Below are 21,290 nucleotides of genomic sequence, written 5' to 3'. Positions count from 1 at the left end.
GTGAAGTGGGCCGGGGTGGCCGGAAAAAGCTTGCAGGGATAGTGTCTCGCCAAGATCAAGATCATTGGATAAGATTAGTCCCGACAACTTACCTTTTCATCCAGATGAGGATGTTTTCATGAACCTGGATCGCCTCTCCCTTCTGCTGGAACAATTCCGTGTTCGGGCTCATTTGTTCTACAACGGCTCTTTGTGTGGCGTAACCCGCTTTGCGGCCCAACCCGGACGGGCCTTCTTGCACATTCTGCGACGCGGCCAGTTAAGCGTGCGCCACGATCCGCGCGATCCCGTGCCGGAAGTCCTGACCATTGACCGCCCCAGCCTGCTGTTCTACCCCCGTCCGCTGGAGCACGCTTTTTACGATCTGCCCAATGAAGGCTCGGATTTCACCTGTGCCACCCTGGATTTTGATGGGGGTGAGCATCATCCCTTGGCCCGCTCCCTGCCCGATCTGATTATCGTGCCGCTGGAAGAAGCGGCCGGCCTTGAACAGGCACTGGGCCTGCTCTTTGCAGAAACGGAGTCCGTGCGCTGCGGCCATCGCCTACTAGCAGACCGTCTGTTCGAGATCGTGTTGCTGCAATTGCTACGCTGGCTGTTTGACCATCCTGATCGTTGCGAGATTCCCGTAGGCCTGTTTCGAGGCTTGTCGCACCCGCCCGTCGCACGCGCGCTGCTGGCAATTCAGGCCGATCCCGGTCGGGACTGGACCGTGCAATCACTGGCACAGGAAGCCAAGATGTCGCGCAGCGCCTTTGCCGTGCAATTCAAGCACTGGGTGGGCGACACACCGGCAGACTATCTGGCCCAATGGCGCCTGTCGCTGGCCTGCCAGCGGCTGGCACAAGGCCAGTCTGCCAAGCGTATTGCTCTGGATCTGGGCTACGCCAACCCCTCTGCCCTGTCCCGCCTGTTTCGGCAGCGCACGGGTCAATCCATGCGGGAATGGTTGGCCGCCCGTCAATCAGCTTGAGCGATTCTGTTCCAGCACCGCCAGAAAATTCACCAAGGCCGGGTTGGTATTGTCCGAGACATAAGCACTCATCAGCTCTGCCGCAATATCGTCTGCATCCAGCAAAGGCAGATACTCCAAGGTATCGGTGCGCAAGCGCGCCAGGGAAGCGGGAACAATAGCTGGAGCAATGCCCGCTTCAACCATGACCAGCACCGTGGGCACCATGCTTTCCTGTGCAAAGCGCGGCAGGCAGCCTGAGCGCTGCAACATGCGCTGCTGCAAGAGATGAAAGTAACGCGACTGTTGCCGCGAATACGCCACCATTTCGTAAGAGAAAGCCTGGTGCAAGGTCAGCCCCTGACTATGCTCCTGAGCACGTGGATCATCCCGCCTGACGACAAACATCATGGGTTCGGACTCCACCAGCTGCGGGTTCAAATCGGGCACGGCAAAGGAAGGCCGAATCAAGGCCACATCCACCCGGCGCTCGTAAAGAGCCGCAGGCATATCGCTGGAGTTCATCTCGTAGATCTGTATATCCACCTGCGGGAAGTCCTGTCGAAAGCGATACAAATGCTTGGATACCCCCGCATAGGCGCTGCTGGGGGTCAGGGCTATGCGCAACATGCCAGTCTCGCCTCTATGCACTTGCTGTACCGCTTGCAAGGTCTGCTCCAGTTCGTTGCCGATCAAGCGCAGGCGGCGCTGCAACTCCGCTCCCGCTGCCGTCAATTGCACCGTGCGTGTGGTGCGGATAAACAAGGTCGCCCCTACCTGCTCTTCCAGCCTGCGTATGGCCTGACTCAAGGGCGGCTGGGTCATGAACAAACGCTGGGCGGCTCGACCAAAATGCAGCTCTTCAGCCACCACCAAGAACATCTCGCTTAATTTGGAGTCCAGCATATGCCCGCCAATTAGGTTAGAAAAAAGATCAATAACGATTATTTTTAATATTAGACAACATAATTAGCTCTTACTACCATCCGTCCTGACACTTATCAAAAACAGGGCCATACTGCACGTCACTGCGAATATTGGCCCAACGCAGGAGATAGACATGACGGTATTCAAGCATCGCGCCCCTTTACTGAGTGGCCTGCTCACACTGACTTTGTTGGGTTCCGGTTCGGCCATGGCCGACGCGGCTTACCCTTCGCAGCCCATTACGTTTGTGGTGCCCTACGCTGCAGGTGGCAGCTCGGATACCCGCTCGCGCATGCTGGCTCAAAAAATGAGCGACAGCCTGGGCGTGACAATCGTGGTGGAAAACAAGCCCGGTGCCAGCGGTAATATCGGCACCAGCATGATTGCGCGCGCCAAGCCCAACGGCTACACCATCGGCCTGGGCAACTTTGGCCCCATGTCGGTGAACAAGGCGCTGTACGGCAGCAACCTGCCTTTTGATCCTGAACAGGATTTGCAGCCCATCGCCCTGATCGAACGCGGTGCCATGGCACTGGGTGTGAACAGCAACTCGCCCTACCAGTCTCTGGCTGACCTGGTCGCCGACGGCAAGAAGAACCCCGAAAAACTCGACTACGCCTCGACTGGCGCTGGCGGTGCCTCGCACTTGCTGACTGAACAGTTCAAGGCCACCTCCGGCTTTGACGCCGTACACGTGCCTTACCGTGGTGGCGCTCCTGCATCGAACGACCTGCTGGCCGGCAACATCTCCTTCTATCTGGAATTGGCCAGCCTGTTCCTGCCCCACATGCAAATCGACAACCCACGCCTGCGCGTACTGGGTGTGACCTCGGAAGAGCGTCTGAAAGCCATGCCTGACACCCCCACCTTCAAAGAACAAGGCGTGGATCTGGTGGCCTCGAACTGGTTTGGCGTGATTGCCCCCGCCGGCTTGCCTGCTGATGTACTGGAAAAACTGAACAAGGCTGTCAACGACGCCCTGAAAGACCCCGACTACCGTCAGATTGTGGAATCCCAAGGCGCGGAAGTTGTAGGTGGCACACCTGAAGAATTTACCGCTTTTGTGAAAGAAGAAACCAAACGCTGGACCACGCTGATCAAGGCACAGAACATCTCGATTCAGTAGTTCCAGTTCTCGCTTATGACTGCCAACCCTTCCCCTCTCGCTACGCAGGACCAGGCTATCCAGGCCTGGTCCTGGCTGGCTGATCCCGCCACCTGTATCAGCACCAATCCCACTGGCCCCTTGGCGGGTTTGAGCTTTGGTGTGAAAGATGTGCTGGATGTTCAAGGCATGCCCACGTGCTACGGCGCGCATTTCCCCAATGCGCTACCGGCCGAGCGGGACGCCGCCTGTGTCGCCCTGCTGCGTCAGGCCGGTGCCATTGCCCTGGGCAAAACCGTCACCGCCGAATTTGCCTACGCAGCCCCCGGCCCCACCCGTAATCCACTGAACCTGGAGCACACGCCCGGCGGTTCTTCCAGTGGTTCGGCAGCGGCCGTAGCAGCTGGCATGGTTGATTTTGCATTGGGCACCCAAACGGGGGGCTCCATGATGCGCCCCGCTGCGTTTACCGGCATTCTGGGTTTCAAACCCAGCTTTGGCGCGGTGCATCGCAGCGGTCTTTTCCTGTTGTGCGACAGCCTGGACACAATCGGCTACTTCAGCCGGGACTTGTCCGTGCTGCGCCGCGTGGCCACTGTCCTGCAAGGCTTACCTGATAGTCGAGTCCCCACCGCGCCGCGAATTGGCGTGCTGGATGGCAAAGATCTGGGCCCGATCACACCCGCAGCACTGGCCGCGTTGGAACAAGGCTGTGAGCATCTGGAGCAACAAGGCGCCCACCTGGAGCGTCTGCCTGCGGACCCACAACTGAAAGAGCTGCTGATCCTGCAAGGCCAGATCATGGCTTATGAAATGGCCCGCAGCCTGCTACCCGTCTGGCAAGCCAGCCCGGATGCCTTGCGCCCCATTACCGTGCAAGCCATCAAACAAGGCCTGGAATTGCCTGCAGCGGATTACCACGCCTGGCAGGCGCGCCGTCGCCAATTGCAAACAGAATGGCAGGATCGTTATGGTCATTTCGACGCATTGCTCACTCCAGCGGCTCCCGGCCCGGCTCCCTATGGACTGGATAGCACTGGCTCTTCAATACTGAATCGTCCTTGGTCCTTGTTAGGCTGGCCTACCTTGAGCCTGCCCGCGCCCGGTCAAAACAGCCCACTGCCCTTGGGTTTGCAACTGATCGGACAGCCTCACCAGGACGCGGCTTTGCTGGATCTGGCATCGCTTATCTGCCCAGCTTGATGGGCCTGAAAAGCAATCAAAAGAACTACTCTGCAACAAGCTGAAATAGAGTAAACAGCAACCAGAATCATTAACAAATGCTTTAAATAACAAATATTTAGGAGTGCTTTGAGTTTTCTCAAAACACTCTTGAATATTGGCTCCGCAAACGGCTTGGCAGCGTACTAACATCAATAAGGTGTTCCCGGTGCGCTGCGTCGGTACGTTCATCACATCGCGACTACGCAGCACCCGGCTCTTTCAAACAATCCGGAAAAGACCATGCGTCGCCCTCTCTTACTGCTGCTCTCCACTTTCTTTCTGATCTGGGCTGTTGAAGCCCTGTGGCTGGCCCCCTCGCCACCGGGCGATATGCTGTGGGTGGTCCGACAAGAAGGCATGCTGTTAACCGGGATTCTGGCACTGGGCACCATGACGGCCATCATGATTCTGGCCCTGCGTCCCCGCCGTCTGGAACCCTGGTTAGGCGGCATGGACAAAGCCTACAGGCTGCATAAATGGCTGGGTATCATCGCCATTTTGCTCAGTCTGGCCCATTGGCTCAGCAAGGAATCCAAAGGTCTGATCTCGGCAGCGATCGGCACGGGCGGCCGTCTGGCCAAAACCCCGGTTCCTGAATGGGTCAGCCTGTTCAAGCCCTATGCAAAATCACTGGGTGAATGGACGTTTTACGCGCTGATTCTGATGCTGATCATCACCCTGGCGCACCGCACGATTTCCTATAAAAAGTGGTACAGCCTGCATCGCCTGATGCCAGTGGCCTATTTGATCCTGATCTTTCATGGCGTGGTACTGACGCCCCCTGCTTACTGGAGCGGTATAGGCGGCTGGGCACTGGCCATCACCATGGTGATCGGGACAGCAGCAGCCGGCATCCAGCTGCTACGCAACTTGAGTTCGGCCTACCCGCACACGGGCACCGTGATCTCCTGTACGTCACAAGGTGATGTGCTGGAGGTGCAATGCCGCATGGACCAATCCTGGCCAGGTCACCAGGCTGGGCAGTTCGCTTTCTTACGTTTGAAGGGTGAATCCGAGTCCCATCCCTTTACCTTGTCCGATGCAGATCAGGACAACCAGATTGTGCGCTTTCATATCAAGCAGTTGGGCGACTGGACCCGCAGCCTGCCCGAGCGTTTGCATGTTGGCCAGAACATTGAGCTGGACGGCCCTTATGGACGCTTCACTCAGCCGGACCGCGATGACAAGGGCATTTATATCTGGGTGGGTGCGGGTGTCGGGGCCACGCCATTTCTATCCTGGTTAAGCCAGGAACATCAGGACGGTCACGCTCCCTACGCCTATCTGCAATATGCCTGTCAGCATAGTACTGACCCATTGGCTCAGGCCTTGAGCAAGGCTGCCAAAGAGCACCCGGACGTGAATCTGGAAATTTATGCCGATGGCCGTCGCTGGACGCCCAAAGAGGTGCTGCAGCATTACCATGCCGACAAACCTCTGCATATCTGGTTCTGTGGACCGGCTGCAATGGGCCGACAGTTGCGACGTGAGCTCAAGCAAACACTGCCTGCAAAATCCTGGACCTTGCACAAGGAACACTTCCAGTTCCGCTAAGCCTTTGCTCATCCAGCAACTGGCCTTGTTTAGAAATCAGAACAAGGCCAGTTCTGCGTATGCTGAGTGCTGCAATCCAGTGCGGCTAGAACAGCCTACATATTTTGGTGAGGCGGCGTCGCCCCGAGCATAGACACAAAAAGAGTCACCAGATTGTTCTCCATGACGGCCCACTGCTCTGCAGTTTCCAACCCCATATTGTCGACCGCGCCATGCATGCCCTGGTAGATCACCCAGGCGGTCAAATCCACGTCGGCCACAGACCAGGCCCCCGCTTTCTGCCCTTCGTTCAGGATCCGGTGCAAGGGCTCGGTTACCGTGTTGCGTTCACCCTGGTAATTGCTGCGCATATGGTCTGAAAACACCAGATCATGCATCTCCAGGGTGTCTCTGTACGCCTGTACCGAAGCTCGAATCCAACAGGCCAGACGCTGCACCCAATCCTCTGCCGGCGCCTGCTCCAGCGCCCCCTGCACACGATCATGAAACTGCTGGATAAACTGCTCGCGCAGGGCAGCCAGAATCTCCTGCTTGGAGCTGAAGTAGTGATAGAACAAGCCCTTGGACATGCCCGCCCGCGACACAATTTCATCCACCGGCGTGGCATCAAACCCTTGTTGCAAAAACAAGGTGGCAGCCGCCTCCAATAAGTCTCGGCGACGAACTTCAGAGGGTTGGGTACGAGGTGTTCTGGCAGCGGTCATGGATGTCAAAGTATCAGAAAAACCCCGACAAAGTGTCTCGTCGGGTGTCACGGCGCTATTTTAGCCAGCCTGTTTATTTTTCATTGACTGACAGTCAGTCAATATTTTATAGTCGTCGATAATAATTCTCATTTATCAAATATCATGACTCGCCGACTTGCTCTAACCATCGCCATTTACCTGGGGACTTTTATGGTCACCCTGGACATCAGCATCGTGAATCTTGCCTTGCCACGCATGCAACAAGCCTTGCAAACCGATATGGCCGGGCTGCAATGGATCGTGGATTCCTATGCGCTGTGCCTATCCGCCTTCATGTTGTCTGCCGGGCTACTGGGGGATCGCTACGGACGCAAGAAGAGCTGGTTGCTGGGCGTGCTGGCCTTCACCGTCGGCTCCATGATGTGCGCCTTGGCCGGTTCACTGAGCGCCCTGCTCTGGGGTCGTGTCGTGCAAGGCATGGCCGGGGCTTTACTTATTCCTGGAGCCCTGTCGATCCTGACCCACGCCTTTCCGGACTCCACCCAGCGTGCCCGCGTCATTGGCGGCTGGTCTTCCTTCAGCGCCCTGGCTTTGGTACTGGGCCCGATTCTGGGCGGTGTGCTGGTCGATGTAGCCGACTGGCCTTCGATCTTCAGCCTGAATTTACCGCTGGGCTTGCTGACCCTGGGCTTGGGCGTGTGGGGCATTCAGGAGTCGGCCAACCCCGAACACGCAGCTTTCGACCCTATCGGCCAACTGCTTAGTGTTATCTGGCTCGGCTCCCTGACCTATGGCCTGATCTGCGCGGGTGAGCAAGGCTGGCACGCCACCGAGACGATTCGCGCTCTGATCGTGGCAGCGGTCACCTTCGTGGCGTTTATCTATGCCCAAACCCGCGTCGCCCGCCCTTTGCTGCCTTTAAGCCTGTTTCGGGACTACCGCTTCAGCACCGCCAATATCGCCTCCTTTGTGCTGGGCTTTGCCGCCTATAGCAATGTGTTTTTCCTGTCCCTGTTCTTCCAGAACGCCCTGGGCTGGAGTGCCACCCAAACCGGCTGGGGGCTGGCTCCCCAGTTCATTGGCATGGCTGTGCTGGCCTCCCGTTTCGGTGCCTTGAGCCAGCGCTTTGGCTTGAAGCTGATTCTGACCCTGGGCTTTGGCCTGATGGCTGCCGGTTCCTGGTTGATGATGTTGCTGCAACCTGGCGCTTCCTACTGGATGGCCGGTTTCGCATTGGCTGTACTGGGCATTGGCATGGGTTTGTCGGTGCCGGCATGCAGTACTTTGGTCATGAATCTGGTACCACGTGAGCGTTCCGGCATGGCATCAGCCACCACCAATGCCATTCGTCAAACCGGCATGACCTTGGGCGTTGCCCTGCTGGCCTCCTTGATGAGCCAAGGTGCAGTCAGCTCCTTGTCCAGTCGTCTTGATCCGGTCAATCCCATGCTGGAACAGGCACAGCAAATTATCAGCTCCGGTCAGGTGACTCTGCCTGCCTCAGCAGATTCCTTGTTCTGGATGCAAGCCATCCAGCACGCCTGGGCAGACGGCTTTCACCGCGTCATGTTCTGGGCCGGATTGCTGGCCGTCTTCAGTCTGGTTCTGCTGCTGCGTCTGCGTTTACCTCGTGTACAGGCTGCTCCTGCCGCTGCGGTGGAACTGCATTAAGCCCAGCTTTTGCAGACTGGATTTACAATAGCGCATGGACAAATTACGACTGGATAAATGGCTCTGGGCAGCGCGCTTTTACAAGACGCGCAGCCTGGCTTCCGAGGAGATCACCAAAGGGCGGGTTTTGCTGAATCAGCAAAGCACCAAGCCTGCCCGCGAAGTCTCAATCGGTGATGTGATTACCTTGCGCAAGGAGACTCCTGCCATGGAGGTTCACGTCACCGCCTTAAGCGGCGTACGTGGTCCCGCGCCGGTTGCTCGCCAGCTGTATCAAGAGACGGAAGAAAGCAGCACACGACGCGCGCAGGCCGCCGAACAACGCCGTCTGGCACCTGAACCTGCACTGGACTTTGATGCTGGACGTCCGACCAAGAAAGATCGTCGTCAGATGCAGTTGCTGCGGGGGAAATAGACCGCTCCCTGCTCGTACTTCGCGACATGGAAAAAGCCCTGCCAAGCTGCCCTGCCTGGCAGGGTTTTTTTTATGCTTCGTTCTTTCGATGAGTCTATCGCCAGCGTTTCACGGCGATCTGCACAGGGACTAACAACCCGCTCCTGCTTGCCTCTTCCCCGCCGGTCTACCTGCTTATGCCGCAAGCGCCTGCACTGCTTTTGAGCACCCCACAAAACGTCTGCACTCCCGTCCGCTAAAGCATCTGCCGATGCAGAAAACCTTCAACTAAAAACCTTAAAAACAACGCTGCAAACCCTTTTTTATATATCAGATTGCGCTTTTATATATCAATAAAATCAAGGGTTTACACCATTGATCGCGCTTGCAACAAACCGCTATAAACCTAAAACAATTACATGCAAACGCATTCAAAAAGCGTGAGGAGACAGGAAAATGAAGATCACAGCAGTACGCGCCATTCCCTTGAACGTGCCTTTCAAGTTCGATAGCGCGGGCATCCAAAAACCCACCAACCTGGCCATCTGCCATGTGGAAATCGAGACCGATGAAGGCATCACCGGCTACGGACTGAGCGCCATTACCGAAGAGCACCCTGTTGCCAGCACCATCAACGATATTCTGGCCAGCGACCTGATCGGGCAAGACCCCTTGAACACCGAGCGCCTTTGGGATCGCATGTACTGGAACGTGTGCCCTCGTGGCCAGACGGGCTATGCCATGCACGCTATCTCTGCGTTGGACATTGCCTTGTGGGACATCAAGGGTAAAGCCCTGGGTCTGCCCGTATGGAAACTGCTGGGTGGTGCCCGTGAAAAAGTACCGGCCTACGCGACCTTCGGCTTTGCTTTCCTGGGCGAAGAAGAGTTGGTTAAAGTCGCGCGCGACTGCGTGGATCAAGGCTTCAAGGGCCTGAAGATGGTGGTAGGCCATCATGGCTTGCAACGTCGCGACGAACCGCGCCCCCTGTCCGAACTGATCCGCCAGGACATGCGCCGCATGAGCCTGGTACGCGAGGCCATCCCCGCCGACATTCCGCTGTACATCGACGGCAATTGCAGCCTGGACTATGTGCACGCCAAAGCCATCGCCCGCCACGCCCGTGAGCTGAACGTCGGCTTTTTTGAAGAGCCCATTACCCAGAATGACACGGGTCGATTGCGCGAATTGCGTCAAAGCACTGGGATCACCATTGCCGCTGGTCAAAACGAAGGCCAGTCCTACCGCTTTCGGGATCTGTTGATGCAGCAGGCTGTCGACATTCTGCAGCCCAACGTGCTGATCTCCGGCGGTTTCACCCAGTCCCGCAAGATCTTCGCTCTGGCGGAAAGCTTTAACGCGTCCGTCGCCAATGGCGGGGCGTTCCCCTCCCACAACGGTCACCTGCACTGCGGATTGCTCAATGGCGGCGATGTGGAATGGCACCTGGCCGCCAGCGCCATGATGGCCGAGATCTACACCGGCCTGCCCCAGCCCGAACAAGGCTGGCTGCGCATGCCCGACGCCCCCGGCCTGGGGCTGACACCACGACAAGATCAAATCGACAAGCTGCGCAGCAACCCCGGCAGCCTGGGCTCCGGCAAAGGCTGAAACCGACGACTACCGAGGAGGTAAAAAAACATGAAACCCTGGTCCCGTGTTGTACTTGCCCTCAGTTTTATCTTTGCTGCCGCGCCCCAAAGCTGGGCAGCTTCCCCGCCTGGGCCGAACGCCCGGTGCGGCTGATCGTCCCTTCTGCCGCGGGTGGTTCGGGCGACACCCTGGCTCGTCCTCTGGCCGAAGCTCTGGGCAGTGAAATAGGTCAAACCGTTGTTGTAGAAAATAAAGGAGGTGTAGGCGGCGTGCTGGGTGCCAGCATGGTGGCCAACTCCAGCCCCGCAGACAATCAGCTCTTGTTTGGTGCCGTGCATCACATGATTGCGCCTGCCGTGTTGAAGAACTTCCCCTACGACACACGCAAGGACCTGAAAGCCGTCACCCTGATTGCCGCCATGCCCAATGTGCTGGTGGTGAATGCCAATTCGCCCTATCACAGCGTGGACGACCTGCTGGCCGCCGCCAAGCAAGGGGCTGGTGTGAACTATGGCACCAGTGGCGTCGCTACCATGCTGCATCTGATGGCCGGCAAGCTGGAAAAGAAATCCGGCACCACCATGACCGCCGTGCACTACAAAGGCAGCGGCCCGGCTGTGATGGCGCTGATCAGTGGCGATCAAGTGGACTTCATGTTCGAGACCATGCCGTCGGCCGTGGCACAGATACGCAATGGCCGCCTGCGCGCCCTGGCTGTTTCCAGCCCGGAACGCGCTCCTGCCTTGCCGGATGTACCCACGCTGAAAGAACTGGGCATGGATGAGATCAGTGCCCAGACCTGGTACGGGATTTTCATGCAAGGAGATGTACCGGATGCCACCGTGCAAAGCGTGGCAGACAGCATTCACCGTGCCTTGAATACCGACAAGATCAAGGAAATCTGGGAAGGGAACGGCGCGACCCTGGTCACCAACAGCCCAGCCGAGTTCACGGTCTATGTGGATCAGCAGTTGAACTATTGGGCCGACTCGGTCAGTGATCTGGGGCTGAGCAACTTCTAACTCTAAAAACTGCAACTCACCTTCAGGGCTGCCACTGGCAGCCCTTTTTCTTAAGCCTGCCCTGCCCCTGCTGCTTCGCGTTATGCTGTGGCACCCGTTACAGCAAACCATAGCCATGTCCAGCCTGTTCCACCCCTTTGAAAAGCTTGCCGCCCAACTCCTGCCCCATAGCAGCACCAGTCACAACGACGGCTCCCACGACCAATCGCACTTGCAGCGCGTCTGGAAGAACGTCTGTGCGATTCAGGAAAAAGAAGGTGGGAATCTGCGGATTTTGCTGGCAGCAACGGTGCTGCACGACTGCGTGGCGGTAGAAAAGAATTCGCCATTGCGCTCTCGGGCTTCCACCCTGTCGGCGGAGCAGGCACGACACATTCTGACCAGGCTGGGATGGTCAGAGCAGGACTGTGAAGCCGTGGGCCAAGCAATTCAAAGCCACAGCTTTTCAGCAAACATCCCGCCCGTCAGTCTGGAGGCCCGCATCTTGCAGGATGCAGACCGCCTGGATGCCATTGGCGCTTTAGGGATAGCTCGCTGCTTCTATACAGCGGGGCGAATGGGCTCCAGCTTGTATGAGCCGGAAGATCCAAAAGCAGAGACTCGTCCTCTGGATGACAAGCGCTACGCGCTGGATCACTTCCCGGCCAAATTATTCAAATTGGCCGAGGGTTTTCAGACTGAACGGGGGCAAGCAATCGCGCGTGAGCGACACGCGCGGATGGAACGGTTTATAGAGGAAATGCTGGGGGAGCTGTAATCCCTAGCCCCTTTTACAACTCCGTATATTTCTTGTTCGTCCCCCGCACTTTGTCAGCGGGATATTTCCGGGCATTTTTCACCAGCTTGTTGGTAACAGCCTCATTCATGTCCACACCCAGAACGAAGGCCAGACGGCTCAGGTAGATTTGCACATCGGCCAGTTCATCACGCACGGCTTCGGCGGTTTTCGGGTCTTTGCCTGCTTCGCGGGACTGGTCTTCTGTCAGCCATTGGAAGATTTCGATCAGCTCGCCCACTTCGTTGGTCAGGGCCATGGCCAGATTTTTGGGGCTATGGAACTGGTCCCACTCACGCTCGCGGGCGAACTGGGCGACGGCCTCGTTCAGGCCAGTCAAATTCATCAAGGGGCGTTTTGGGTCTGTCATTACGTACTTCACTCTAAAAATTTCAATCCAGCGACAGACTCACACAAGCACCGGGGGGATGGCAAGTCTGTTTACGATCTCGCAGCCGTTTGCAGGCTCATCATCAGGCGGTCCAGTGCGTTGGCAAACTCGCGCCGGTCGGCCTGGCTGAAGGGGGCTGGGCCTCCGATATCCACGCCAGTGCTACGCAGTTCTTCCATCATGTCGCGCATGGCCAGGCGCTCGCCTATGCTGTTGGCGTCCAAGCGTTCTCCCCTGGGGGTCAGGACCAGAGCTTTACGCTCCAGCACCTGGGCAGCCAGAGGGATATCGGCGGTAATCACCAGATCTCCCACGCTGGCGTGCTGGACGATGTAGTCATCCGCCACGTCAAAGCCCCGCGCCACCTGCACCGCTCTCAACCAGGGCGATGGCGGGGTGCGCAGCATCTGATTCGCCACCAGGATCACATGGCAACTCCAGCGCTGCCCGGCGCGGTACAGAATTTCTTTGATGACTACGGGACAAGCGTCCGCATCGACCCAAATCTGCATGGGTTACAGGCCTAGAGCTTGAGCCAACAGGCGATCAATGACCTCATTGGTCGAGACGCCTTGCTCGGTAGCACGAGCGCGCACGGCATCAATAACGGGCTGGGTCAGCTTGACGGGAAAGGACACCAGGCCAGCAGCCTGATCCAGACGACGTTGTTCGCGCCGATCGGCCACGGCGGAGTCACCTGCAAAGCGTTGTGGCGTACCCGCTTTTTTTACATTGCTCAGCAGTTTGACGGCGCTGAGTTTTTCCATATCGGTGCGTTTCATCGGATTTCTTTATAAGAATGGGCTGGTTCGCTCACGGTAAGCGAACAATACGGCGACAAGGCCGTTAGCCGGTATGGCTGGCATACTGCGCAGCTTATGGAAAAAAGTCCAGATTTTTATACATGCCCTGCCGTGAGACGTGAGTTAACTAGACACAGCACTCTTTACTTACGTCGGTACAGCAGAGCACGAACTCGGCATTCCCAACTCTGCCATCATCCATTCCCGAAACTCGCCAATAGCTTGCAAGCGGCGTGTTGCATGGGAATAGGTCAAGTAATGGCCTGTGTAATACATTTCTTGCTCAATGCCCGCTAAAGGGCGAACTAAATCGCCTCGGGCCAGCTCACGCTCGGCCAACAAGGTTGACTCCAAGGCAACACCCAAGCCATCTGCCGCTGCGGCTATCGCCAGAAAGCTACGATCAAAGCGAGCACCTTTCAAAGGTGGTGAGGGCATTCCATGATGTTCAAACCAGGCCGGCCAACGAATCTGTTTCACATCGCTCTGAATCAATGGCACCCGGTATAAATCCTCCACTGTCCGTATTTGCGCCGCCATCTCTTTAGAACACAGCGGCGTCAGCAACTCCTCTGCCAATGGAACTACCAACTGCCCCTCCGAACGCGGCTTGCCGTACACCACGTCAAGATCAAACTCGTTGTATTCAAAACGCGCGTATTCCGTATTGGCAGCCAGACGCAAGTCGATCTGTGGATGCGTTTCCAGAAAACGGCGCAGACGTGGCAGCAGCCACTGCGCCGCAAAACTGGGAGCTGAGTGCATGCGCAGCACGGCAGGCCGATCACTGGAGACCAGATCAATACCTTGGCGCAGCTCGTCAAACGCACGCCCAACGTGACTGTATAGCGTCTCCCCGGCGGGCGTCAGCACGATGGTACGGGTACTGCGCTTGAACAAGGACGTACCCAGTTGATCCTCCAGGCGCCGGATGGCATGGCTGACGGCACTGGGGGATAGAAACAGCTCATCGGCAGCTGCTCGAAACGAACCAGTACGAGCCGCTGCCTCAAAAGTCCGCATCATCGCGATCGGAATATTTCTGAGCATATTAGTGACTCCAATTCATCAATACATGCAATCTTACCGTTTGTTTGGCCTTTTCTCTGTTGATACGATTCATCAATAACAAGATATCCATTAAGGAGAAGGCATTATGTTGTTGAAAGATAAAGTCGCCGTCATCTCTGGCGCTGCTGGCCTGCGAGGTATCGGTCTGGCAACGGCCCGTCGTTTTGCCGAACAAGGCGCCAAAGTTGCAATCCTGGATCTGAACCTGGAGGCTGCACAGACTGCTATCGCCAGTCTGCCTGCTGGTTCACATCTGGCTTTGGTGTGTGATGTCACAGACCGTGAACAGTGTCAGCTCGCGGCTAAGCAGATTGCTGAGCACTATGGTCGTATTGACGTTCTGATCAACAATGCAGGGATCACACAGCCCGTACGCACACTGGAGATCGACCCGGAAAGCTGGGATCGCATCCTGGACGTCAATTTGCGCGGCGTACTCAACTTAAGCCAAGCCTGCCTGCCTACGATGCGCTCCCAGGGTAGCGGCTCCATCGCCTGCATGTCTTCCGTATCAGCACAGCGCGGCGGTGGCATCTTTGGCGGCCCTCATTATTCTGCCGCCAAGGCAGGGGTTCTGGGTCTGGCCAAAGCCATGGCTCGTGAATTCGGCCCCGATGGCATCCGTGTGAACTGTGTCACACCAGGTTTGATCGAAACCGACATTACCGGCGACAAACTGACCGATGCCATGCGCCAGGACATCCTCAAAGGGATCCCACTGGGCCGACTAGGCGCTGCGGGTGATGTGGCCAACGCCTATCTGTTTCTAGCCTCTGACCTGTCTGCCTATATCACCGGTGCCGTTATCGATGTCAATGGCGGCATGCTCATTCATGGCTAAGGCCGTCATCAGGAGTCAATTTCCATGAGTCTTACCACCACTGCAACTTGCTCAACACTGCTGTCACTGCAAGACGCCGCCTGGCGCATTCGTCGCCTAGCTTTACGCATGGGCGAAGTGCAAGGCCAAGGTTACATCGGCCAGGCCCTGGGCATGGCCGACATACTGGCTGTGGCCTACCGCCACGCCATGAACTACAAAGCGGACGATCCCAAATGGGAAGGACGAGATCGTTTCCTGTTGTCGCACGGTCACTATGCGATTGCCCTGTATGCCGCCCTGATTGAGGCTGGTGTGATCCCGGAACAGGAGCTGGAGACCTACGGTAGCGACGACAGCCGTCTGCCCATGTCCGGAATGGCGACCTATACCCCGGGGATGGAAATGTCCGGAGGCTCACTAGGCCAAGGGCTACCTATCGCTGTGGGCATGGCACTAGCGCTACGCCAAAAGAACAACCCCGCCTTTGTATATAACTCCATGTCGGATGGCGAGCTGGATGAAGGCTCGACCTGGGAAGCCGCCATGTCAGCCGCCCATCATGGTCTCGAACAGCTAATTTGCCTAGTCGACATCAATCAGCAACAAGCTGATGGCCCCTCCGGTAAGGTACTGGGCTTTGAACCGCTGGCTGACAAATGGGCTGCGTTTGGTTGGCACGTACAGCGAGCCGATGGCAATGACATTGCTGCGGTACGACAGGCCTTTGATACCGCTCGCCACGTAGCCACCCCCAAGCCACGCGTGATCTTGTTCGATACCCGGATGGGATGTGGCGTACCTTTTCTTGAACAACGCGAAAAGAACCACTTTATCCGCGTTGATACTGATGAATGGCAGCAAGCGCTCGATATATTGGACGCCAACAAGCCGGGAGTATCCCCATGAATAGCACCTCCACTGCCCCTCGCCTGAAAACCTCCGCCATGATTGCCTCGATTGCCGATGACAATCAGCGCACTGAAACAGCTCCCTTCGGCCACGCATTGGCAGAGTTGGCAAAGCAGCGCCCTGATATTGTTGGCATGAGCGCTGACCTGGCCAAATACACGGACCTGCACATTTTCGCGCAAGCACACCCCGAGCGTTTTTTCCAGATGGGCATGGCCGAGCAGCTGCTTATGGGCGCCGCTGGGGGAATGGCTAAAGAAGGCTTTACGCCATTTGTGACCACCTACGCGGTCTTTGCTTCACGCCGCGCCTATGACTTCATTCACCAAGTCATTGCGGAAGAAAATCTTAATGTGAAGATCGCTTGCGCCTTGCCCGGACTGACCACTGGCTACGGCCCCAGTCATCAAGCCACAGAAGATATTGCCATCTTCCGAGGAGTGCCTGGTCTGACGATTCTTGATCCCTGCGATGCTCTGGATACACGCCAGGCCGTGGCAGCCATGGCCGATCATCCTGGCCCAGTGTACATGCGCTTGCTACGCGGCAAAGTGCCTCTGGTGCTGGACGAGTACGACTACCAGTTCGAGATAGGTCGCGCCAAGCTTTTGTGCGACGGTGATGATGTGCTGTTCATCAGCAGCGGACTGATGACCATGCGCGCACTGGACGCTGCCAAAATCTTGCGCGAACAAGGTATCAGCGCCGCTGTACTACACTCTCCGACCATCAAGCCACTTGATAGCGACACTATTCTTGCTCAGGTCCAGCGCCGTCCACGTCTGGTCGTGGTTGCTGAAAACCACTCCAGCATTGGCGGTCTGGGTGAGGCCGTAGCCCACACTTTGTTAATGGCAGGCGTCACTCCAGCGGGCTTCCGTCATATTGCCTTGCCGGATGCCTTTCTGGATGCAGGTGCCTTACCTACCCTGCATGATCGGTACGGAATTTCAACAAGCTCGATCTGCCAGTCTGTTCGCAGCTGGCTCTAGCCTCAGTCGGCCACCCTTGTGGCCGCGCTGAACAAGAAGAATGGCGCCAAGACCATTCCTGATTCTATCTAGGAGACAAACATGACGATGACTCGCAGAACCTTTCTGGCTGGCGCCAGCGTAGTTGCTATCGCGCCCGCTTTCCCTGCTTTCTTGCGGCGCGCCCATGCCGCCACGACGTTAACCTTGGGACATGGCGCAGTACCTGGCAACCCTCGTGCACTTGCAGCTGAACGCTTTGCCGCTCTAGTCCTGGAAAAAACCCAAGGTGCTGTGCGCATCAACATCGCCGGGGCTGAACAATTGGGTAGTGATGCCGCCATGCTTACGAGCTTGCGCACAGGCGTACTGGACTTCAGCATCAACAGCCAAGGTGCCACGGCAGCCGTCGCTCCCGAATTAAATGCACTGGGCCTGCCGTTTCTATTTCGCGACCCGGCGCACGCATTGGCCATACTCAAAGGCCCCATCGGCAATGAACTAGCAGAACGCCTGCAAAAACGGGGCTTGGTCGCGCTGGACTGGTGGGACAACGGCGTACGTCATGTCACCAATAGCAAACGCCCTATCCTGACCCCGCCCGATCTGGCCGGTATGAAAATACGAGTCCCAGCCGATGCCATGCTGATGGATGTGTTCCGAGCTCTGAACGCCAGCCCTGAACAGATCGCCTTCGGGGAACTGTATCTGGCCTTGCAGCAAGGTGTTGTGGACGGCCAAGAGAATCCACTGGCCAACATCGCCAGCTCCAAACTGTATGAAGTGAACGCCTTCATCAGCCTGACCGGCCATGTCTGGCAGAGCAATCCATTTCTGATGGCCCGTATGGCACAAGGCAAGGTAGGGCAACCTGAATTGGCGGCCATCCGTGAAGCAGCCGTTGAAGCAGGCCTGATGCAACATCAATTGATGCATGACACCAACGAAAAGCTGGCGCAAACGCTGCAGGATTTTCCCGGCGTGAAAATCAACGAGGTTGACCGCCCTGCCTTCCAACAGGCGACCAGTGCAATTGCCGAACAATGGAAGAAAAAACCATTCGGGGATCTCATCACGCAATTGATGGACCAAGCGGCGCAATAAGTGCTGCGATGTGACAAAAGGAATGCCATGACCTTACCCTCTGTGCACGCACCGCGCCTGCTTGCGGCAACACACTGGCTGGACCGTCAAATCTACCGTGTGTGTTCAGCCTTGCTGCTCGTCACGATGCTGGTCCTGCTGGTCGGATTGAGCCTGAATGTCGTGCTGCGTTATCTGTTGCAAGGTGGCGGCCTGGGATGGGTGTCCGAGATGCCGTCCTATCTCTTTCCATGGATGATCGCTGCCGGAATCGTGATGGCAGCACAGCAAGGAGCCCACATTGCCATTGATATCCTGAGCCAGAACCTGGGCCACCGTGCCCGCTGCGCTCTGGCCTTAAGTGTCAACGCGCTCATTGTGGTCGCGTATCTGGTGCTGTTCGATGTCATCGTGGACATGATGGAAATTGTGGCCTTTGAACGCAGCCCATTGCTTGATCTGCCTTTGAGCTGGGCGTATGCCGCTCTGGCATTCGCCGCCTTGGGAACCGCCATTTGTAGTTTGCTGATCGGCGTACGAATCGTCCTTCAGGGCGAAGCCGACCTGCCACCCCCGAATAAGGAGTACTGACATGATTGCGGTCATGATCATTACATTTTTTGCTCTGCTGATTTTGTCAGTGCCTGTCGGGCACGTTCTGGTCATTGCATCCGGAGCTGCCGTTAGCTCCAGCGACTTTTTGCCCTTGAACCTGATTGCCCAGCAGATGTTTGCCCCCACGCAGTCATTTCCTATGCTGGCTTTACCTTTCTTCATTCTGGCGGGCAGCCTTATGATGAGCGGGGAGCTAGGGCGCTACCTGATCGAATTCGCCACGCTTCTAGTGCAACGCTATCGGGGTGGCTTGGCCTCCGTAACAGTGTTGGGTTCAGCAACGGTTGGGGGAGTAGCAGGCTCCGCGGTGGCTGATGCAACCGCTATGGGCTCGGTGTTAATCCCTTGGCAGAAACGCGAAGGCTATCCTGCCGCGTTTGTCGCCGCCAATAATGCCGCCACATCCATGATTGCCGTGCTGATCCCACCCTCCATACCCATGATTCTGTATTCACTGGTGTCCGGGGTGTCCATCGGTGAGCTATTTCTGGCGGGTGTCTTGCCGGGCCTGCTGATCACAGTGGCCTTTATTATGGTGTGCAACATTTCTGCACGCCTACGCAACTTTCCTTATCAGCGCACTGCCTTTGATTGGCAACGGTTCTGGCCTCTGCTCTGGAAAGCACTGCCAGCCTTGGCGTTACCCGTACTCATTTTGGTACTGCTGCGTTTCGGCATTGCTACTCCCACCGAAGTCTCCGTGCTGGCAACCTTGTACTCCCTATTTATGGGGACGATGGTTTATCGGGACCTGAACATGAGCAAGATTGTTCAGGCAGCACTCTCAGCAGGTGTTTCGACCGGCATTGTCATGCTAGTCATCATGGGCTCGGCAGCTGTTGCCTGGTTGGTCACGTATGCGCAAATTCCCCAGCTATTCACGGCTTGGGCCTTAGAGACGCTACAAAACCCCTTGCTCATTATTCTGCTGCTCAACGTAATTATGTTGGTGGTGGGAATGTTCATCGACCTACCTGCCGCCATTTTGCTGCTTAGCCCTATCTTTGTGCCTTTGGCCATGGAAATTGGCCTGGACCCTTTGCAATTGGGCATCATGATGGTCTTGAACCTGAGCATTGGTTTATATACTCCACCAGCGGGCACCACACTTTTCATCTCCAGCACGATTGCCAACGTGCCTGTGCTTAAAGTGGTACGTGAACTGGCACCGTTTTACCTGGCTGCACTGATCATCCTGGCCTTGTTCAGCTACATTCCTGCCCTAACACTGCGTTTTAACTGATATCGAATCCGCATTGAAAGCAAGAGGCGATCTCCAAGCGCCCCTCAACACGGTAAAAACGGAAAACACACTCGCTTTACCTCATGCAGGAACAAAACCAGCCACCCAATAAAAAACCCGCCGTAGCGGGTTTTTTATTGGCCTGATCGTATCAGTCCTGACGTGCAGTCACTTCTACCAGGTGGTAGCCGAACTGAGTCTTGACGGGGCCTTGCACAACGCCAACGGGGGCGCTGAACACAACCTGATCGAACTCGGGCACCATTTGGCCACGGCCAAATGTTCCCAGCTCACCGCCCATGCGGGCCGATGGGCAGCTGGAATTTTCCTTGGCCACCTGAGCAAAGTCAGAACCACCTTCGATAGCGGCTTTCAGTTCGTTCGCTTTCTCTTCGGTGCTGACCAGAATGTGGCGTGCGGAGGCTTGTGCCATGGTGTACTCCTTTTTTTAGAAAATCGTTTGAGCTTAACCCAGAACCATGCCGGAAGCGAAGCCCCCGGCGCCGGTTCTACACCTGCTGTTTCAATTTCAGGCCTGGGCAGCTTTCTTGCGCTTGGCCGCGGCAATGCCATGACCCAGGGCAACGATCAGCAAGGCACCCACCACTTCAGCAATCAGCTTGGTGCTGGTGGAGGCTTCACCAAAGAACTCGATGAACTTCACGTCGGTCACGATCATGCCACCGGCAATCCAGCCCAGCAGCGCGGCGCCGAAGGTCACCACGATAGGGAAGCGATCGATCAGCTTCAGAACCAGGGTGCTGCCCCAGATAATGATAGGCACACTTACGACCAGACCAAAGACAACCAGACCGATCTGATGATCCGGATCGGCGGTTTGAGCCGCACCGGCAATGGCGATCACGTTGTCCAGACTCATCACAAAGTCGGCAATGATGATGGTTTTAACGGCTTTCCACAGGGTGGCACTGCCTTCCACATTACCGTGGCCATCATCTTCAGGGATCAGCAGTTTCACACCAATCCAGACCAGCAACAGGGCACCGACCACTTTCAGGTAAGGCACGGCCAGCAAGGTCAGGGCAAAGGCAATCAGGACGACGCGCAGGCCAATGGCACCGGCCGTACCCCACAAAATACCTTTGACACGTTGTTTGGCAGGCAAATTACGGCAAGCCAATGCGATAACCACGGCGTTATCGCCCCCCAGCAATATATCGATCAGGATGATCTGAAATACTGCCGCCCAACTCATTGTTTGCAAAAACTCCATCATGTGTAAGACCGCCTTTTCATATTGTTTGATTGAAAGCTGACGACCATCTTGCATGACTGTACAACGAGAAAATGACGACTCGTGTACAAAACAAAAATGGCCTGATCCATTAAGGACGCAGGCCATATCGTTTTTAGAGGATACACCTTGCCCTTTAATGGCAAGGTCTTGCTTGCAACCCTAAGGTTGCCCGGGCACCGGGAACATGTGCAAAAAACACAGATTGCCGTGATGACGATGC

23 protein-coding genes are annotated in these 21,290 nt (G+C 56.5%); 15 read left to right on the top strand and 8 right to left on the bottom strand.

The genetic code is table 11. From position 1 onward, the window contains the following. Positions 1-118: 118 nt before the first annotated feature. Positions 119-973 (top strand): AraC family transcriptional regulator, encoded by an 855-nt coding sequence (locus tag KOE80_RS00575; protein WP_083054203.1) that lies wholly within the window; start codon positions 119-121, stop codon positions 971-973. Here KOE80_RS00575 and KOE80_RS00570 read toward each other — a convergent pair. After that, complete coding sequence (locus KOE80_RS00570; protein WP_026484978.1) at positions 965-1,858, bottom strand: LysR substrate-binding domain-containing protein; 894 nt, start codon at positions 1,856-1,858, stop codon at positions 965-967. The genes KOE80_RS00575 and KOE80_RS00570 overlap by 9 nt on opposite strands. A 154-nt stretch (positions 1,859-2,012) precedes the next feature. Here KOE80_RS00570 and KOE80_RS00565 point away from each other — a divergent pair, with 154 nt between their 5' ends. The 3 genes from KOE80_RS00565 to KOE80_RS00555 all read left to right on the top strand — a co-directional run bounded on the left by KOE80_RS00565 (position 2,013) and on the right by KOE80_RS00555 (position 5,762). Beyond that, on the top strand, positions 2,013-3,005 hold the full coding sequence (locus tag KOE80_RS00565) for a Bug family tripartite tricarboxylate transporter substrate binding protein (RefSeq protein ID WP_035271329.1): 993 nt from the start codon (positions 2,013-2,015) through the stop codon (positions 3,003-3,005). A 15-nt stretch (positions 3,006-3,020) separates the two neighbouring features. Beyond that, the gene (locus KOE80_RS00560) at positions 3,021-4,187 is read left to right on the top strand and encodes an amidase (protein WP_045930793.1); all 1,167 of its coding nucleotides are present in this window, start codon (positions 3,021-3,023) and stop codon (positions 4,185-4,187) included. A 261-nt stretch (positions 4,188-4,448) separates the two neighbouring features. Then, the gene (locus KOE80_RS00555) at positions 4,449-5,762 is read left to right on the top strand and encodes a ferric reductase-like transmembrane domain-containing protein (RefSeq protein WP_035271333.1); all 1,314 of its coding nucleotides are present in this window, start codon (positions 4,449-4,451) and stop codon (positions 5,760-5,762) included. Between the two features lie 95 nt (positions 5,763-5,857). On the opposite strand, the gene KOE80_RS00550 is transcribed toward KOE80_RS00555, so the two are convergent. Further along, positions 5,858-6,466, bottom strand: coding sequence for a TetR/AcrR family transcriptional regulator (locus KOE80_RS00550; RefSeq protein WP_226348085.1), 609 nt, complete (start codon positions 6,464-6,466; stop codon positions 5,858-5,860). Between the two features lie 144 nt (positions 6,467-6,610). On the opposite strand from KOE80_RS00550, the gene KOE80_RS00545 reads away from it, so the two are divergent. From KOE80_RS00545 to KOE80_RS00525, 5 genes are all read left to right on the top strand, one after another. After that, positions 6,611-8,119 carry a DHA2 family efflux MFS transporter permease subunit gene (locus tag KOE80_RS00545; protein WP_226348084.1) on the top strand — a complete coding sequence of 503 codons (1,509 nt, stop codon included), beginning with the start codon at positions 6,611-6,613 and terminating at the stop codon, positions 8,117-8,119. 34 nt (positions 8,120-8,153) lie between these two features. Beyond that, complete coding sequence (locus KOE80_RS00540) at positions 8,154-8,534, top strand: RNA-binding S4 domain-containing protein (protein ID WP_026484973.1); 381 nt, start codon at positions 8,154-8,156, stop codon at positions 8,532-8,534. 435 nt (positions 8,535-8,969) lie between these two features. Continuing rightward, positions 8,970-10,124: a mandelate racemase/muconate lactonizing enzyme family protein gene (locus KOE80_RS00535; protein ID WP_088451214.1), complete on the top strand. Its 1,155-nt coding sequence runs from the start codon at positions 8,970-8,972 to the stop codon at positions 10,122-10,124. Positions 10,125-10,249: 125 nt separating this feature from the next. Next, positions 10,250-11,128, top strand: coding sequence for a Bug family tripartite tricarboxylate transporter substrate binding protein (locus KOE80_RS00530; protein ID WP_226348083.1), 879 nt, complete (start codon positions 10,250-10,252; stop codon positions 11,126-11,128). A gap of 115 nt (positions 11,129-11,243) precedes the next feature. Next, the gene (locus KOE80_RS00525; protein WP_226348082.1) at positions 11,244-11,885 is read left to right on the top strand and encodes an HD domain-containing protein; all 642 of its coding nucleotides are present in this window, start codon (positions 11,244-11,246) and stop codon (positions 11,883-11,885) included. A gap of 13 nt (positions 11,886-11,898) precedes the next feature. Here the strand turns inward: KOE80_RS00525 and KOE80_RS00520 are convergent, their stop codons facing one another. The 4 genes from KOE80_RS00520 to KOE80_RS00505 form a co-directional block, all read right to left on the bottom strand. Then, the gene (locus KOE80_RS00520) at positions 11,899-12,273 is read right to left on the bottom strand and encodes a nucleotide pyrophosphohydrolase (RefSeq protein ID WP_026484969.1); all 375 of its coding nucleotides are present in this window, start codon (positions 12,271-12,273) and stop codon (positions 11,899-11,901) included. Between the two features lie 71 nt (positions 12,274-12,344). Further along, on the bottom strand, positions 12,345-12,806 hold the full coding sequence (locus tag KOE80_RS00515) for a YaiI/YqxD family protein (protein ID WP_088451220.1): 462 nt from the start codon (positions 12,804-12,806) through the stop codon (positions 12,345-12,347). A 3-nt stretch (positions 12,807-12,809) separates the two neighbouring features. Continuing rightward, positions 12,810-13,076 carry a hypothetical protein gene (locus KOE80_RS00510; protein ID WP_083054211.1) on the bottom strand — a complete coding sequence of 89 codons (267 nt, stop codon included), beginning with the start codon at positions 13,074-13,076 and terminating at the stop codon, positions 12,810-12,812. 168 nt (positions 13,077-13,244) lie between these two features. Next, entirely contained in the window at positions 13,245-14,147 is a 903-nt protein-coding gene (locus tag KOE80_RS00505) for a LysR substrate-binding domain-containing protein (RefSeq protein ID WP_226348081.1), read from the bottom strand. Positions 14,148-14,253: 106 nt separating this feature from the next. On the opposite strand from KOE80_RS00505, the gene KOE80_RS00500 reads away from it, so the two are divergent. The 6 genes from KOE80_RS00500 to KOE80_RS00475 all read left to right on the top strand — a co-directional run bounded on the left by KOE80_RS00500 (position 14,254) and on the right by KOE80_RS00475 (position 19,812). Beyond that, positions 14,254-15,009 carry an SDR family NAD(P)-dependent oxidoreductase gene (locus KOE80_RS00500; RefSeq protein ID WP_226348080.1) on the top strand — a complete coding sequence of 252 codons (756 nt, stop codon included), beginning with the start codon at positions 14,254-14,256 and terminating at the stop codon, positions 15,007-15,009. A gap of 24 nt (positions 15,010-15,033) precedes the next feature. Then, positions 15,034-15,897, top strand: a complete 864-nt coding sequence (locus KOE80_RS00495) for a transketolase (RefSeq protein ID WP_226348079.1) — start codon at positions 15,034-15,036, stop codon at positions 15,895-15,897. Next, positions 15,894-16,892, top strand: coding sequence for a transketolase family protein (locus KOE80_RS00490; RefSeq protein ID WP_226348078.1), 999 nt, complete (start codon positions 15,894-15,896; stop codon positions 16,890-16,892). Before KOE80_RS00495 ends, KOE80_RS00490 begins: the two co-directional genes overlap by 4 nt. 81 nt (positions 16,893-16,973) lie before the next feature. Beyond that, entirely contained in the window at positions 16,974-17,975 is a 1,002-nt protein-coding gene (locus KOE80_RS00485; RefSeq protein ID WP_226348077.1) for a TRAP transporter substrate-binding protein, read from the top strand. Between the two features lie 27 nt (positions 17,976-18,002). Continuing rightward, complete coding sequence (locus tag KOE80_RS00480) at positions 18,003-18,545, top strand: TRAP transporter small permease (RefSeq protein WP_226348076.1); 543 nt, start codon at positions 18,003-18,005, stop codon at positions 18,543-18,545. A gap of 1 nt (position 18,546) precedes the next feature. Continuing rightward, a complete protein-coding gene (locus KOE80_RS00475; RefSeq protein WP_226348075.1) occupies positions 18,547-19,812 on the top strand; it encodes a TRAP transporter large permease in 1,266 nt (421 codons plus the stop codon). Positions 19,813-19,963: 151 nt separating this feature from the next. Here the strand turns inward: KOE80_RS00475 and KOE80_RS00470 are convergent, their stop codons facing one another. Together KOE80_RS00470 and KOE80_RS00465 are read right to left on the bottom strand one after the other, a co-directional pair. Then, a complete protein-coding gene (locus tag KOE80_RS00470) occupies positions 19,964-20,245 on the bottom strand; it encodes a peptidylprolyl isomerase (RefSeq protein ID WP_009463196.1) in 282 nt (93 codons plus the stop codon). Positions 20,246-20,341: 96 nt separating this feature from the next. Continuing rightward, positions 20,342-21,049 (bottom strand): TerC family protein, encoded by a 708-nt coding sequence (locus KOE80_RS00465; RefSeq protein ID WP_035271346.1) that lies wholly within the window; start codon positions 21,047-21,049, stop codon positions 20,342-20,344. Positions 21,050-21,290: the final 241 nt, after the last annotated feature.

The sequence above is a fragment of the Alcaligenes sp. 13f genome (assembly GCF_020496585.1).
Lineage (GTDB): Bacteria > Pseudomonadota > Gammaproteobacteria > Burkholderiales > Burkholderiaceae_B > Alcaligenes > Alcaligenes phenolicus.
Note: the sequence above shows the minus strand (reverse complement) of the source record. Positions and strands in the feature narration are given on the sequence as shown.